The 13,461-nt window shown below is 45.6% G+C and carries 16 protein-coding genes; 14 read left to right on the forward strand and 2 right to left on the reverse strand.

The window, feature by feature from the left end:
- Positions 1 to 67 precede the first annotated feature (67 nt).
- The 3 genes from WB308_RS02795 to WB308_RS02805 all read left to right on the forward strand — a co-directional run bounded on the left by WB308_RS02795 (position 68) and on the right by WB308_RS02805 (position 1,765).
- Complete coding sequence (locus WB308_RS02795) at positions 68 to 1,078, forward strand: hypothetical protein (RefSeq protein ID WP_424188768.1); 1,011 nt, start codon at positions 68 to 70, stop codon at positions 1,076 to 1,078.
- A 105-nt stretch (positions 1,079 to 1,183) separates the two neighbouring features.
- Positions 1,184 to 1,372: a type II toxin-antitoxin system HicA family toxin gene (locus tag WB308_RS02800; RefSeq protein WP_424188770.1), complete on the forward strand. Its 189-nt coding sequence runs from the start codon at positions 1,184 to 1,186 to the stop codon at positions 1,370 to 1,372.
- The gene (locus tag WB308_RS02805) at positions 1,373 to 1,765 is read left to right on the forward strand and encodes a type II toxin-antitoxin system HicB family antitoxin (protein WP_424188772.1); all 393 of its coding nucleotides are present in this window, start codon (positions 1,373 to 1,375) and stop codon (positions 1,763 to 1,765) included.
- 9 nt (positions 1,766 to 1,774) lie between these two features.
- Here WB308_RS02805 and sppA read toward each other — a convergent pair whose 3' ends face one another.
- Together sppA and mqnF are read right to left on the reverse strand one after the other, a co-directional pair.
- On the reverse strand, positions 1,775 to 2,647 hold the full coding sequence (gene sppA / locus WB308_RS02810; protein WP_424188774.1) for a signal peptide peptidase SppA: 873 nt from the start codon (positions 2,645 to 2,647) through the stop codon (positions 1,775 to 1,777).
- On the reverse strand, positions 2,644 to 3,855 hold the full coding sequence (gene mqnF, locus WB308_RS02815) for an aminofutalosine deaminase family hydrolase (RefSeq protein WP_424188776.1): 1,212 nt from the start codon (positions 3,853 to 3,855) through the stop codon (positions 2,644 to 2,646). The genes sppA and mqnF overlap by 4 nt, the downstream gene beginning before the upstream one ends.
- A 161-nt stretch (positions 3,856 to 4,016) precedes the next feature.
- Between mqnF and aroQ the strand changes: the two genes are divergently transcribed.
- From aroQ to WB308_RS02870, 11 genes are all read left to right on the forward strand, one after another.
- On the forward strand, positions 4,017 to 4,502 hold the full coding sequence (gene aroQ / locus WB308_RS02820) for a type II 3-dehydroquinate dehydratase (protein ID WP_424188778.1): 486 nt from the start codon (positions 4,017 to 4,019) through the stop codon (positions 4,500 to 4,502).
- A gap of 3 nt (positions 4,503 to 4,505) precedes the next feature.
- On the forward strand, positions 4,506 to 5,030 hold the full coding sequence (folK, locus tag WB308_RS02825; RefSeq protein WP_424188780.1) for a 2-amino-4-hydroxy-6-hydroxymethyldihydropteridine diphosphokinase: 525 nt from the start codon (positions 4,506 to 4,508) through the stop codon (positions 5,028 to 5,030).
- Positions 5,011 to 6,273, forward strand: coding sequence for a flagellar biosynthesis protein FlhF (gene flhF, locus WB308_RS02830; protein ID WP_424188782.1), 1,263 nt, complete (start codon positions 5,011 to 5,013; stop codon positions 6,271 to 6,273). The genes folK and flhF overlap by 20 nt, the downstream gene beginning before the upstream one ends.
- On the forward strand, positions 6,270 to 7,142 hold the full coding sequence (locus tag WB308_RS02835; protein WP_424188784.1) for a P-loop NTPase: 873 nt from the start codon (positions 6,270 to 6,272) through the stop codon (positions 7,140 to 7,142). Before flhF ends, WB308_RS02835 begins: the two co-directional genes overlap by 4 nt.
- A 106-nt stretch (positions 7,143 to 7,248) precedes the next feature.
- A complete protein-coding gene (locus WB308_RS02840) occupies positions 7,249 to 7,572 on the forward strand; it encodes a hypothetical protein (protein WP_424188786.1) in 324 nt (107 codons plus the stop codon).
- Positions 7,569 to 8,261: an RNA polymerase sigma factor FliA gene (locus tag WB308_RS02845; protein ID WP_424188788.1), complete on the forward strand. Its 693-nt coding sequence runs from the start codon at positions 7,569 to 7,571 to the stop codon at positions 8,259 to 8,261. Before WB308_RS02840 ends, WB308_RS02845 begins: the two co-directional genes overlap by 4 nt.
- Complete coding sequence (fliM, locus tag WB308_RS02850; RefSeq protein WP_424188790.1) at positions 8,261 to 9,358, forward strand: flagellar motor switch protein FliM; 1,098 nt, start codon at positions 8,261 to 8,263, stop codon at positions 9,356 to 9,358. The genes WB308_RS02845 and fliM overlap by 1 nt, the downstream gene beginning before the upstream one ends.
- Positions 9,351 to 10,211 (forward strand): flagellar motor switch protein FliY, encoded by an 861-nt coding sequence (gene fliY, locus WB308_RS02855; protein WP_424188792.1) that lies wholly within the window; start codon positions 9,351 to 9,353, stop codon positions 10,209 to 10,211. Before fliM ends, fliY begins: the two co-directional genes overlap by 8 nt.
- A gap of 2 nt (positions 10,212 to 10,213) precedes the next feature.
- Positions 10,214 to 11,002, forward strand: coding sequence for a TIGR00730 family Rossman fold protein (locus tag WB308_RS02860; protein ID WP_424188794.1), 789 nt, complete (start codon positions 10,214 to 10,216; stop codon positions 11,000 to 11,002).
- Positions 10,999 to 12,015, forward strand: a complete 1,017-nt coding sequence (gene mnmA, locus WB308_RS02865; protein WP_424188796.1) for a tRNA 2-thiouridine(34) synthase MnmA — start codon at positions 10,999 to 11,001, stop codon at positions 12,013 to 12,015. Before WB308_RS02860 ends, mnmA begins: the two co-directional genes overlap by 4 nt.
- Positions 12,016 to 12,210: 195 nt before the next feature.
- Positions 12,211 to 13,440, forward strand: a complete 1,230-nt coding sequence (locus WB308_RS02870) for an MFS transporter (RefSeq protein WP_424188798.1) — start codon at positions 12,211 to 12,213, stop codon at positions 13,438 to 13,440.
- Positions 13,441 to 13,461: the final 21 nt, after the last annotated feature.

Below are 13,461 nucleotides of genomic sequence, written 5' to 3' on the forward strand. Positions count from 1 at the left end.
GGATATGAAAATATTTTAGCTACAATAGTAAGAATTGATAAGAGGATTTGTTATAGAAGGATGTGTTGTGAGTGATTATGAAACAATTTGTGACATTACAGGCAAAATGGGAGAAGAATCTATTGATGCAATGATAGATATTATCAATGGTGAAGAGAAAAGTAATGTTTTCGAATCTTCATACGGTTCAGCTCAAATAGCACAGGGAATTGAAAATATATCTACGGCGATAGAACTCAATAATTTACTAAAAAATATGAATATTCTATTAGAAAATAGGACATTAAACCCTCTGCTGAAAAATAACAATTTAGTCATATATTACAATGGAGTAGATAAAAAAGGTAATAAATATACTCAACTGCGGTGGACTAAAGTAGGAAGAGAATTCATATTAAAAGCTTTAAAAGCGTATACAACAATTGTAGAACCACTCCTCATCACAAATACTAAAATTCAAGAATATAAGCATCCAACGTATACGGGATGCTATGACTTAGAAGTAATGGATCAATACGGACGATGGTGGAGTTACAAAGGGGATAGCAGTAGCAATGAAAAATCAACTTTTGAAGATATGCAAAAGATAGCAACACAAGAAATCAATAAAGCTATCATTGATATTGACTTATTTTATGTACATTATGATGATAATATTAAAAACATTAAAAGACATGAAGAAGTTTTATATGTTTATACATATGATATGCATAGTGAAGAATACGGTAGAAATTATGTTGAAAAAATAGATAAATATGCTGGATATATTTTGATTGTTACAAAAGATTTCCTAGAATATAGGCATCTTAAAATCTTTGATAATTATCAAAACGCAAAACAATTAGCATTAAAAATTAAAAATGAAGGTGTAGTCAACCTTGAATTTTGGACATGTTTAGGAAATTATTGTTTTGAAAGTAATTACCATGAAGAATTTGAAGAAAAGTGTGTTTATGATGATCATGAATACGATATGGCAGATGTATATAAGGACTTTGCAACCGAAAATGGCGAACCTACATATTTAAGTGATGGTGTATGGTTATACCCTAATGGGAGTATGAGAGATGATAAATAAGGGAAATAGTTCTATGGTTTCCTCTCTTTTGATCTGTCTACTCACTAAGAAGTGAAAAACTTAGCATCATTTGACAATGATGTGTATAGTAAGTATAATTGTCCCATGAAAAGTTCGGAAATCATCAAAAAGATGTTGGCTGATGGTTGGGTATTGGTTGCCGTGCGCGGAAGTCACCATCAGTTCAAACATCCGACCAAAACAGGTCGAGTCACCGTCCCTCATCCTAAAAAAGATTTGGGGAGCGGGCTGATACGGGCGATTATGAAACAAGCCGGACTCAAGGAGGAATAAATGATGCGCTATCCTATCGCAATCGAAATCGGTAATGAAACAACAGCATTCGGTGTTATCGTCCCTGATCTTGAGGGGTGTTTTTCGGCAGGGGATACACTCGATGAAGCGATTGATAATGCCAAAGAGGCGATTACTCTGCATATCGACGGACTGCTCGATGGTAACGAAACGATACCCGCTCCGTCACCTGTCAGCAGATACAGCTCATTAGCAGAGTATGCAGGTTGTATTTGGGCGATTGTCGAGATTGATCCTGCGATATTGGACGATAAAGCCGAGCGGGTTAATATCACTCTCCCTCGCCGTGTATTGGCGAGACTTGATGCAAAAGCTAAAGAGGCGGGAGAGACGCGGAGCGGATATATCGCGCGTCTGAGTATCGGGGCGTAAGAAAACTAATTATTTCAACGTAACGGGGGGAAAATAGGTGTGAGCCAAACTCACCCCTTCCGCCGCAAACTGTTTCATAAATTTCTCCATAGGGTCCTCTTTGTTCCATACGGGATCGGTTACTTTACTGAGAACTTCGACCCGTTTTTTCGCATCGTACTCGACACCGATACTATCAACAAGACCCACTTTTTTCGCTTGAGCGGCGGTAAAGATATGGGCGTCTGCGTATTCGCTGCTGCGATTTAGATCGAGTTTGCGTGCACGTGCGACGTCACCGACGAACAGGTCATACGTGCCGTTGATCACTTTTTCGAGTTCGGCACGTTCAAGATTGCTCCATTGGCGATCAAATGTCCCTACTTGTTTGTAGGTTCCGGCATGGGCAATTTGGGTTTTAACCCCCACTTTTTCCATGAGTTCAGAGATGTCTGCCCCTTCGATGATGACACCGATCGAGCCGATCATACTCCCCGGATTGGCAATGATTTCATTACCCCAGATGGCCGAGTAGTATCCACCGCTCGCCATAATGCCCGCTGCATACACAACGGTCGGTTTTTTCTCACTGAGCCGTTTGATGGCATAGGCGATTTCGACCGATGGGGCAACGGCACCGCCGGGAGAATCGATACTAAAGAGAACTCCTTTAATATCGTCGTTTTCACATGCTTCATCGAGTTGTTCTACTATCGCTGTTGCATCTAAAATCGGCCCTGTTAAGGCGATTTTTTCGAGATTGTGGGGCGTTATCCCTTCTTCGCTAGAGGGGAGGATGAGCCAAAGAACAAAAATGACAAGTAAAGTTGCTTTAAAATGCGATTGGATAAATCGTAGTCCGGTCGCCAGACACGAGCCGATTTTTTTTATTATTTCCATCATTTAATTTTTTCCCCTTGAATATAAATCGATTCGATCACATGCGGCTGGACGATCAAATGGACCGGCAGCTGTTCATTTATCGGGTAATCGATGTGAAGAATGAGTATATCAGCATCGTAGTTGGGTGCAATTTTACCAGAATTGAGCCGTAATGCTTCTGCCGCGTTCGAGGTGACACTTTGCCATAGCATGTGGGCCAAAGAGAGCAGGTTGTGATGGTGGTGCATAAAGAGGGCAGATTTCATCTCTTCAAACAGATCGAGGGTATAATTGGAACTAAGCCCATCGGTTCCGCATACCCACGAAATGGAATGTTCTTCGAGCCGATTTAAATCGAGTGCCCCGTTTCCGAGGAGACGATTGGAGATCGGGCAATGGATAATCGAGTGGTTTCCCTTTTTAATGGACGATAGCTCCTCGCCGTTGGCATGAACGGCATGGGTGAAGAGGGTGGGGACCTCGCTGAAATAGCCTAAAAATTCCTCTGCCGTATTGGCGGCTTGCGTTTGTTTTAAAAAGGTTTCGAAAAAGGGTTGGAACGCTCCGCGGTTATGATCCAGCCATTCACGTTCCGCAGAACTTTCCATAAAATGGGCCGTTACCGGCAAGGTATGATTTTTAGCATACTGAAGTGCTTTTTGAATTAAAATCCGATGGACGGAGTAGGGGGAATGGATCGCGATAGCCGGGTAAAAACCTTCCCGCTCCACCTGCTGCGAAGCAAAAAGGCGCTCTTGAAAATTGCCGTACAAAGCATCGGCCATGGCCGGATCGGAGCCGATCAGTTCGTTGAAAAAAACCACTTTTTGCGGTGCGTCAGCGCACGGATCCAAATCAAATCCGTACGAACTTACCGCCCCAAATGCCGTAATCCCGTTGGCAAGCATCGTGTCAATGGCTTGTTTGATACAGGCATCGTGGCATTCGTTGATCAGATCGTCACGATGGGCGATGACGCTGGAAAGCCACGGCATAAACTCACCCAGTTCAAGGGTAGAACGGTTGGCGCTGAATTCCAGATGGACATGGCTGTTAATGAGTCCCGGGAGAAGCACTGAACCCTCACCCAGTTCAACACATTGTGCCCCGTAGCGTGAGCGTAGATCATCGTTCGATGCGATTTCGAGAATCGTTTTGTCGAACACAATACCGTGTTCACGGTAAATTGTTCCGTCGGTAAAAATAGCGTCGCTTAGGAGTATTTGCACCCAAACCCTTTGATTCTGATTTTAAAAGATCAAAGTATAGCGAACGAGTCACAAATGTCCCTTTAGAGGGGCTATATTTTTTTAAGATTAAAGCGATTTAGTTCCTTATAATCTAGAACCTCTTATAATCTATCCTTAAAACAGAAATCAAGGTTTAATCAATGAAAATAGTCGTTATCCAAGGGCCGAACCTCAATATGTTGGGGGTTCGAGATCAACAAGTATACGGACCGATGCGTCTGGAGCAGATTCACGCGCAGATGAAAGATGTCGCAGCCCAAAATGGTGTTGAGATTGAGTTTTATCAAAGCAATTTAGAAGGTGAAATTGTTGATCGTGTCCAAGAGTGTTACGGAGATGCCGACGGAATCATCATTAACCCAGCCGCATATACCCATACATCGATCGCGATCCGCGATGCGATTAGTGCGGTCAATATTCCGACGATCGAAGTGCATATCAGCAATATCTATCGCCGTGAAGAGTTTCGTCAAAAAAGTATGACCGCTCCGGTATGTACCTCTTCGATCATCGGATTTGGCCCTTTCGGATACCATTTGGCTATGATGGGAATGATGCAGATTTTGAGCGAAATCAATGCGATGCGTCAAGCGCAAGCCGCACAACAAGGCGCGGTACAAGAGTAAGTTATGCCGCTCTGCCGTATACTGGACGAGAGCCATCGCGTGTATGTGGATCGTAATTTTCCAAAATCACTCCGAAAAGTTCCGGGATATCGCTATAGTGTTCTCCTCGGTGTAGGGGGGAATATGGGAGATACCCGGCGGCGGATGAACCATCTGTGGCATTATCTGGGAAGGTTGCCGCAGATATGCAGAATCCGCAGCGGTGTCATTCTCCAAAATCCCCCGTTTGGATATCTGGAGCAAAAAGATTTTGATAACACGGTGATTGAAATCGGGACATCGCTGGAACCGAGAGCATTGTTACGGCTTGTATGGCGGATAGAGAAACGTTTTGGGCGTCGTCGCAGTTTTGCGAATGCGCCGAGAACGCTGGACTTGGATATACTGTTCTTTGAAAATCGTGTGATGAACACGAAAGAGTTGTCCATACCGCATCCTCATTGGCGCGAGCGGGTCAGTGTGACGATCCCCCTTGGAAGTTTGGCTCATAAGAGCGTACGGAGACACTATGAAAATCTTGACATTTAGCGGCGCCACCCCCGCCGAAGCGCTTAAAAAGGCACAGCTGGAGGTCGGTGAAGAGGCGATGTTGATCGAAACACGCGAGGTGCAGAAGAAATCACTCGGGAAAAGTGCTCTATATGAGATTGTTGTGGGGGTGGAAGAGAACACTCTCCCCAAAGCCAGAGCAAAGATCGAAGAGCCGTTGATGAAACAGCGTCCTTTGACTGAAAAAAGCAGCGATGTTTTGTACAATATTTCCGAAGCAGCCAAACAAATCTCCAAAATTGCTGAAGTGACCGAAGAAGAGCGTCCTCCCCGTCAAACTCCCGCGCCGGAGAGTGAAGATATCAAGCGGATTAAAGAAGAGATCGAAAAACTCGGCGATAAGGTCAAGCTAATTCAAAATATGTTTTGGTCCGAAAAAGCCCCCAAAACCATTGCGGCCATCCCTCCGGAATTTGCCGAGATTTACCGTCTTGCTCAACAAAGCGGGATGGATCAAAACCACCTCGATGAGATCATGCAGCTCACGCTGGAGCATATGCCTTCTAAAATGAGGGAAAGCTCCGCAACCGTCAAACGCTATTTTCAGGTATTAATGCGTAAGATGATTCCCGTCCGGATGGAAACCCCCCCTAAAAACGGCAGTAAAAAAGTGATTATGCTCGTAGGGCCGACGGGAGTCGGAAAAACGACCTCGATTGCCAAGCTTGCCGCCCGTTTTTCCTATCTCCTCGAGAAGAAATACAAAGTAGGTCTTGTCGTGCTCGATACCTATCGTATCGGCGCGGTTGAGCAGCTGATGCAGTATGCACGGATGATGAAACTGGGGATCGAGACGGTCGTGGACCCGCCGGAATTTTCGAGTGCACTCAATGCATTGCGCTACAGTGACTATATTTTGATCGATACGATGGGCTCATCCCCGTATGACAAAGGGAAAATCGAGAAAATTTATGAGTGTCTGCGCGGCAATGATACGGAGTACAGTGTCGATGTCGTATTGGTCATGCCCAGCTCGATCAAATATGAGGATCTTAAAGCGACCTATGATAATTTCGCACCGCTCGGGATTGATACGATGATGTTTACAAAGCTCGATGAAACGAGAGGATTTGGAAATATTTTTTCCCTTGTTTATGAGACCAAAGTGCCGATCAGCTATTTTTCGGTCGGGCAGGAAGTCCCCGAAGACTTGGTCGTAGCGACAAGCGATTTTTTAGTCGAATGTCTGATGAACGGATTTGGCAGAGGTGAGTGCAGATGAACCATCAAGCCTCCAAACTCGAAGCACTGGTGAATGAGAACCGGAATTCGGTGGCTAAAAAAACCCGTTTTATTGCGATTACCAGCGGTAAAGGGGGAGTCGGTAAAAGTACGATCAGTTCCAATATGGCGTATGTGATGGCAAAATACGGGCTCAAAGTCGGTATATTTGATGCAGATATCGGGCTTGCCAATCTCGATGTTATGTTCAATGTTAAAATCAAAAAAAATATTTTGCATGTCCTGAAAGGGGAAGCCCGAGTCGAGGAGATTTTGGTTCCCATCGAAAAAAATCTTGTCCTCATCCCCGGCGAGAGCGGCGAAGAGATTTTTAAATACGCATCGGGGGGATTGTTTGAACGGTTTATGGACCAAGCCGGCGTATTGGATGATCTGGATGTGATGATTATCGATACTGGGGCGGGGATAGGGGAACATATTCAGCTCTTTTTGCAAGCGTGCGATGATGTGGTTGTTGTCACGGTTCCTGACCCGGCGGCGATTACCGATGCGTATGCGACGATCAAAGTAACCGCACGTCTGCGAGATGAGATCAATGTCATCATGAACCAGGTACGTTCATCCAAAGAGGCGGAAGGACTATTTGAAAAAATCCACAAAGTTGCTCAGGCCAATATCGGCGGCGGATTGCGATTAAATTATCTGGGGCAAGTTTCAAATGATCCTAAAATTTCGAACAGCGTTAAAAAAAGGGCTCTTTTTAGCCGTGATTTTCCAACGGCCACACCGACGGTGGAATTGGAACAGATTGTGAAGCGTATCGCGAAAAAACTGGAACGGAATGTGCTGGTAGATCCCAAAGAGAGCGGATTAGGCGGACTGTTTAAGCGCTTGATGGAACACTTTTGATTTGAACGCCAACGGATGTAGGCTACGCTGAATGCTAAGGGATAAATGCTTTCCCCGGAGCAAGGCAGATAACTTCTAAGTTAAAAATATTGTGGGATGGTAGTGAATGCGGGGCTCAAATTTTGTCTCTTTTTTAACGGTACAAGGTTTTTTTATCGGTATTGTTTTTGGGATACTTAAATCAAGCTCGCCTGAGAGTTTTTTGGGATTTGTCATTTTAATAACCGCATTTTTTTATCTTTTTGCCCATTTGTGTGTCGGATTTTTTTTCCAAACGCTTGGCGTGAAATCCCATCCGTTCCCCAAAGCATCCCATGAGCATAATCTCGATTTTTTCGTCCGGGAAATCAATAAACGCGAACAGTTTCTGGATGCGTTTTATGCCCATAAAGCAGATTTGTTAGATGATAACGGGCGGTTGCAGGGATGAGTAGCGCCAATGGTTATACCCACGAATTAAAACACCGTGAAGATCAGCTGGCACTTCAATATCTTCCTGCTGTAAAAGCGATGTCCTTTCGGCTCAAAGAACGTCTTCCGAGCTCGATTGACTATATGGATTTGAGTGCAATCGGAACGGAAGAATTGGTTAAATTGGCACGTCGTTACGATGAGGCTCAGAATGATTCTTTTTGGGGATATGCGAAGACGAGAGTGTACGGAGCCATGCTGGATTATTTGCGTTCACTGGATACGGTGAGCCGTTCCAGCCGACGGCTGATTAAAGAGATTGATCAAGCAATTGAAATCTATATGGCGGATCATGACGATGAACCCAGCGACAGTGAACTTTCAAAAATTTTGGGAATCGAAGAAGAAAAAGTTCGTGAAGCGCGGATCGCATCCGATATTTATACGGTTCTACCATTGGATGATCAGTTGGGGACACCTGAAGAGAGTGGAATGCTGGAACGGATCGAACATGAAGATTTGGTTGAAGCAATACAAGAGGTTCTTATGAGCTTTGAAGAGCGTGAACAAATTATTATTCAGCTTTATTATTTCGAAGAGTTGACGCTTAAAGAGATCAGCGAGATTGTTAATATTACGGAGTCTCGGATCTCACAAATTCATAAATCGGTCATTCGAAGAATTAAAGATGCAGTAGGAGGGCGATAATGGCTGATATTCTATCACAAGAAGAGATTGATGCCCTCTTGGACGTTGTGGATGATGAAGGTGATAGTGCGTTAGAAGCGGGAGAGGATGTCCTTTTCTCCCAGCGCCAGATTACCCTGTACGATTTTAAACGTCCTAACCGTGTATCCAAAGAACAGCTTCGGGCATTCCGCGGTATCCACGACAAGATGGCACGTTCGATCGCTTCGCAGATTTCCGCCATCATGCGCTCCATTGTCGAGATACAGCTCCATTCGGTCGATCAGATGACCTACGGGGAGTTTTTGATGTCACTCCCGAACCCGACCAGTTTTAACGTCTTTTCGATGAAACCGCTGGAAGGGAACGGGGTTTTAGAGATTAACCCCTCGATAGCATTTCCGATGCTGGATCGAATCCTCGGGGGAAAAGGGGAACCTTTCGAAGCGAACCGGGAATTTTCCGATATCGAGCTCTCCCTTTTTGAGACGATTTTACGGGTTATGATGGCAACACTGCGTGAAGCATGGGGGCCTGTCACCGATTTGTATCCTCAGGTCGAATCGAAAGAGTCCAGCCCCAATGTTGTCCAAATTGTCGCCCAAAATGAGATCGTCGTCATGGTGGTTATGGAGATTATTATCGGGCACAGTTCGGGAATGATGAACATCTGTTATCCCGTTATCGCCTTGGAACCGGTATTGCCTAAACTGGCGAGCCGCGATCTGATGTTGAATGAAACCAGTTCCAAAAAAAGCCGTAACCAAGAGCTGCAGGTCCTCCTCGGGGGGGCACACGTTAATGTTGAAGTGAACCTTGGCGAAGCGGAACTCAGCCTTCATGAGTTGCTCGACTTAGGGGAGGGCGATATAATACGGCTTAATATTCCGGCTGATGATGTCGTGAAGGTGAGTGTAGACGGAAAAGAGCGTTTTATCGGACAAATGGGGCTGCGGCGATTTCGAAAATCGATTCAGATCACCTCTCTTATCGATACCGAAAAAGATGCGGTTAAACGGGCACTTAAAGAGTTTGAAGTCAGACGTAAAGCACGGATCAGCGGGGTCAAAGAGATGATCCGTGGGCCATTAGAAGATGAGGAGGATGAAGATGAGTGATTTCGCCGGAGTATTTGCAAACGAGGCCATTGCTACCATAGAGGGGCTAACGGGCCAGGTACCTGCAATTGTTCTCAAAGAGTCTGAAGATATCTCGATCGTTTCCAATGTTATCCCTCCTATCGCTTTGGTTCATGTCAGTTTTAGCGGTGAAGTATCGGGCAAAGGGGTGATTATGATGCCTCCTCAGTTGGCAACGGCACTGGGGGACATGATGCTCGGTGGTGACGGCGAAGCAAAAGACACTATGTCCGACGAGGACATGGATGCGGCTAAAGAGATTGTCTCAAATATTGTCGGGGCAATGAGTACTACCCTCGGATCTCAAAAAGAGTTGCCGAAACTCACGATTAAACCCGAACGTGCTGAGTTTATCACGGAAAACGATGAAGTCAATCTCGATGCGTATGCCAAAATGTTTGTTTTTACCTTTGTGTTGGGATCGATTAAATCACTCATGATGTTTGCCATCGATTCAGGGGTAAATACCGCCTTGAACGGTGGAAAGGTTGCCGCTTCGAACACACCATCCGGGACAATTTTCGATGGACCGGCAGCAGAACCTGCGGCTAAACTCGAAGACGGGGAAATGAAAAACATATCATTGATTTTGGATGTCAAACTCCCTGTTCGGGTTCGTATCGGTAAGAAAAAAATGCTCCTTAAAGATGTTCTGAGTATGGATATCGGTTCGGTTATCGAATTGAATCAGCTGGCGAACGATCCGCTTGATATTTTGGTGGATGATTATGTCATTGCACAAGGTGAAGTGGTGATCGTGGATGGAAATTTTGGGGTCCAGATCACCTCCATCGGCAGCAAACGAGACCGACTGACAAAGCTGAAGGGATAAGAATGTCTTACCGTCGAGGGAAAAAAAAAGAGTACCCGAGCAGCCGTTACGTCAAAGATATAAAATCAGCGGATGTGTGGAGTGTTTTTAAAATTATTGCCGATTTCGTTCAAGGATTTGACGAACTGGGCGATTTGGGACCGTCGGTAACCATTTTCGGAAGTGCCCGGATAGACGAAAATCACCCTTATTACATGCAAGCGATGGAACTCTCGAATATGTTGGGTGAACGGGGATACAACGTGATTACCGGCGGTGGTCCGGGGGTGATGGAAGCGGCAAACCGAGGTGCTTTTGCACATGAAAATGTGGAGTCTATCGGTTTAAATATCGAACTTCCATCCGAACAGCAGCCGAACCCTTATATCACGAAAGGGAGGAGTTTTGACTACTTTTTTTCCCGAAAAGTGATGTTGGTTAAATATTCGATGGCCTACGTCATCTTTCCTGGCGGCTTCGGAACGCTGGATGAGATGTTCGAAGCGTTGACCCTGATTCAAACGCGAAAAGTATGGGGTGTACGTCTGTTTGTTATCGGGACAGAATTTTATGCCCCTTTGATAGAATTTATTCGAACGAAGATTTTGGCAGAGGGGATGATCGATGAGGGTGATATGGATTTGATTACTCTGAGTGATGATTTGAATTTTGTGATTACGGAGATTGAAAAATCATTGAAGGCGCAAATGAAGGATCTCGAAAAAGAGGGACTGGATAATACAAAGTATTATCAGGCCCTCTCATCATACGTAACGGACCATTGCGGTATAGACGGGGGCAGTAGTATATGAAAAAAGTTTTGATAGGGATGAGCGGTGGAGTGGATTCGACCGTTTCCACCCTTTTGCTTAAAGAGGAAGGGTATGAGGTTGAGGGGGTTTACATGAAACTTCACTCCAAACCCGGTTACCACGAGATTCATCAAGCACGTGCACAGAAGGCTGCCGATTTTGCAGGGGTCAAACTGCATATTCTCGATCTTCAAGAGCAATTTAACGCAAAAGTTTTTACTCCGTTTATCGAAACCTATCGTGAGGGGAAAACCCCCAACCCATGCGCATTGTGCAATCGAAATATTAAATTCGGTGCTATGGTAGCTTACGCCGATTCGATAGGTGCCGATTATGTCGCGACGGGGCACTACATCCGTCATGACGGACAGTATCTGCTTCAGGCCCATGATGATACGAAAGATCAGAGTTATTTTCTCTTTTACATCGATCCCGTATTGGTTCCCCGTTTGCTGTTCCCGCTGGGTGAGCGTCATAAAAGCGACATTAAAGCGTATGCCGCAAGTATTCCTGGATTGGAGTCCTTTGCATCGCAGGGCGAATCAAGTGAGATATGTTTTGTTGAAACGACCTACATGGATGTCCTCAAACCGTATGTTCCGGTCGATCAGGAAGGGGATGTTCTTGATTTAGAGGGGAAAGTGGTCGGCAAACACAAAGGGTATATGCATTACACGATCGGCAAACGAAAAGGATTCACGGTGCACGGTGCACACGATCCCCATTTCGTGGTAGCCATCAAACCCGAAACGAATCAAATTGTGGTGGGGCCTCGTGAAGCGCTCGAGTGTCATCGTGTCGAGTTGGAACGGGTCAATATGTTCGATAACCGAAAAGAATTCGAATGCGAGGTCAAACTCCGCTACCGTACCACGGCGGTACGCTGTTCGGTTAAAATCGAAGGGGATCATGCGGTTGTTGAGCTGCACGAACCGGTATTGGGCGTCGCATCAGGGCAGGCAGGGGTTTTTTATGACGGAGAAAAACTTCTTGGCGGTGGTTGGATACTATAGAGTTTAAAATTATGCCCTCACACCACACCTAGAGCAAGGTCGCGTGCCGTAGGGCAAACGCGTACCGCTAGCGTTCTGGTGTGAGGGCGATTTTCTTTTCGGAGAAACATTTTACTTCGCAAAAGCGCTACGCTTGTTTTGTTTCTTTTCTTCGCGGAGAAGAAAAGAAAGAGAAGCTTATAAAGAAAGGTGAATATGACTTCGAAAAAGAAAATCATCGCTGCGGGTATCATCGGGAACATTATCGAATATTACGATTTCGCCCTCATCGGCTTTTTGGCGGTGATAATGGGGAACCTTTTTTTCCCTTCTGATGATCCGGTTTTGTCCCTTTTAGGCTCATTCGGGGCTTTTGCGGCAGGGATGATTATGCGCCCTGCCGGTGCATTGGTTTTCGGGCACATCGGGGATCGTATCGGTCGTCGTTTTGCCCTTATGAGTTCATTGGTTCTGATGGCACTTCCTACATTTTTGATCGGTTTTCTCCCCACCTATGCCCAAATCGGGATAATGGCTCCGATTCTCCTTGTAATGCTTCGGATGATACAAGGACTCTCGGTCGGGGGGGAGTATGCCAGCTCCATTGTCTATTTGGTGGAACAATCTTCTCCAAACCGTCAAAATTTGTACGGCTCTTTTGTATCGGTTGGTGCGAAAATCGGAATGGCACTGGGATCGGGATTGTGCGGAGCATTGCTGTGGTATTTGGGCGAAGAGGCGATGGGCGAGTGGGGATGGAGAATCCCCTTTTGGGCGAGTATTGTGATTGCGGCGGCAGGGTTGTATCTGCGTCGTAACTTGAGTGATGAGTATCAGCCGAGCGAAGATAAAACGGTTCCTATCGTAGCGATTTTACGTCATCACCGTCGTGAGTTTTGGCAGTTTTTGAGCGTGGCATCGGCGATATGGATCTTTTATTATACGATATTCGTCTATCTCCCGATTTGGCTGGAGGGGAGTGCCGGATTGAGCAAGCCAGAAGCAGGACAGATCAATACGATTTCGATTGTAGTCGGTGCCATTTTTATCCCGCTGATGGCAATGGTTGCCGATAAAATCGGCTCATTGCGGGTAATGCGAATAGCCGCTTTGTCACTTGCGATAGGGATTTATCCTCTGATGGTCGGGATGAGCATCGGGGGATATTGGAGTGCATTGGGCGGGACCTTAGTCTTGGTGATCCTTTTGTGCGCTTTTCAAGCCCCTATTTTTGCTTCCACGGTTATGGCGTTGCACTATCATGGCTATCGGGCATCTTTTACCGCGGTGATTTTGGGAAGTGCCGCAGGGATCGTCGGGGGAATAACCCCCGCTTTGATGACATCGCTTGAAAAACTGAGCGGTGATCCGTATGCCCCGGCATCTCTGATCGCGGCAACATCACTGATCGGATGGATTGTCCTTAGACGTATACCGGCTAAGTGATTTCTACGTAAGGGTTTTTTC

This window comes from Sulfuricurvum sp. (assembly GCF_049587615.1).
Classification (GTDB): Bacteria; Campylobacterota; Campylobacteria; order Campylobacterales; family Sulfurimonadaceae; genus Sulfuricurvum.

Excerpts from the sequence above, each read along its gene's own strand:
- sppA (WP_424188774.1), bottom strand. The coding sequence starts at position 2,647 with ATGATGGAAATAATAAAAAAAATCGGCTCGTGTCTGGCGACCGGACTA.
- aroQ (WP_424188778.1), top strand. The coding sequence starts at position 4,017 with ATGAAAATAGTCGTTATCCAAGGGCCGAACCTCAATATGTTGGGGGTT.
- fliM (WP_424188790.1), top strand. The coding sequence starts at position 8,261 with ATGGCTGATATTCTATCACAAGAAGAGATTGATGCCCTCTTGGACGTT.
- WB308_RS02845 (WP_424188788.1), top strand. The coding sequence starts at position 7,569 with ATGAGTAGCGCCAATGGTTATACCCACGAATTAAAACACCGTGAAGAT.
- WB308_RS02860 (WP_424188794.1), top strand. The coding sequence starts at position 10,214 with ATGTCTTACCGTCGAGGGAAAAAAAAAGAGTACCCGAGCAGCCGTTAC.
- flhF (WP_424188782.1), top strand. The coding sequence starts at position 5,011 with ATGAAAATCTTGACATTTAGCGGCGCCACCCCCGCCGAAGCGCTTAAA.
- WB308_RS02840 (WP_424188786.1), top strand. The coding sequence starts at position 7,249 with ATGCGGGGCTCAAATTTTGTCTCTTTTTTAACGGTACAAGGTTTTTTT.
- WB308_RS02835 (WP_424188784.1), top strand. The coding sequence starts at position 6,270 with ATGAACCATCAAGCCTCCAAACTCGAAGCACTGGTGAATGAGAACCGG.
- WB308_RS02805 (WP_424188772.1), top strand. The coding sequence starts at position 1,373 with ATGATGCGCTATCCTATCGCAATCGAAATCGGTAATGAAACAACAGCA.
- folK (WP_424188780.1), top strand. The coding sequence starts at position 4,506 with ATGCCGCTCTGCCGTATACTGGACGAGAGCCATCGCGTGTATGTGGAT.
- mnmA (WP_424188796.1), top strand. The coding sequence starts at position 10,999 with ATGAAAAAAGTTTTGATAGGGATGAGCGGTGGAGTGGATTCGACCGTT.
- WB308_RS02800 (WP_424188770.1), top strand. The coding sequence starts at position 1,184 with ATGAAAAGTTCGGAAATCATCAAAAAGATGTTGGCTGATGGTTGGGTA.
- WB308_RS02870 (WP_424188798.1), top strand. The coding sequence starts at position 12,211 with ATGACTTCGAAAAAGAAAATCATCGCTGCGGGTATCATCGGGAACATT.
- fliY (WP_424188792.1), top strand. The coding sequence starts at position 9,351 with ATGAGTGATTTCGCCGGAGTATTTGCAAACGAGGCCATTGCTACCATA.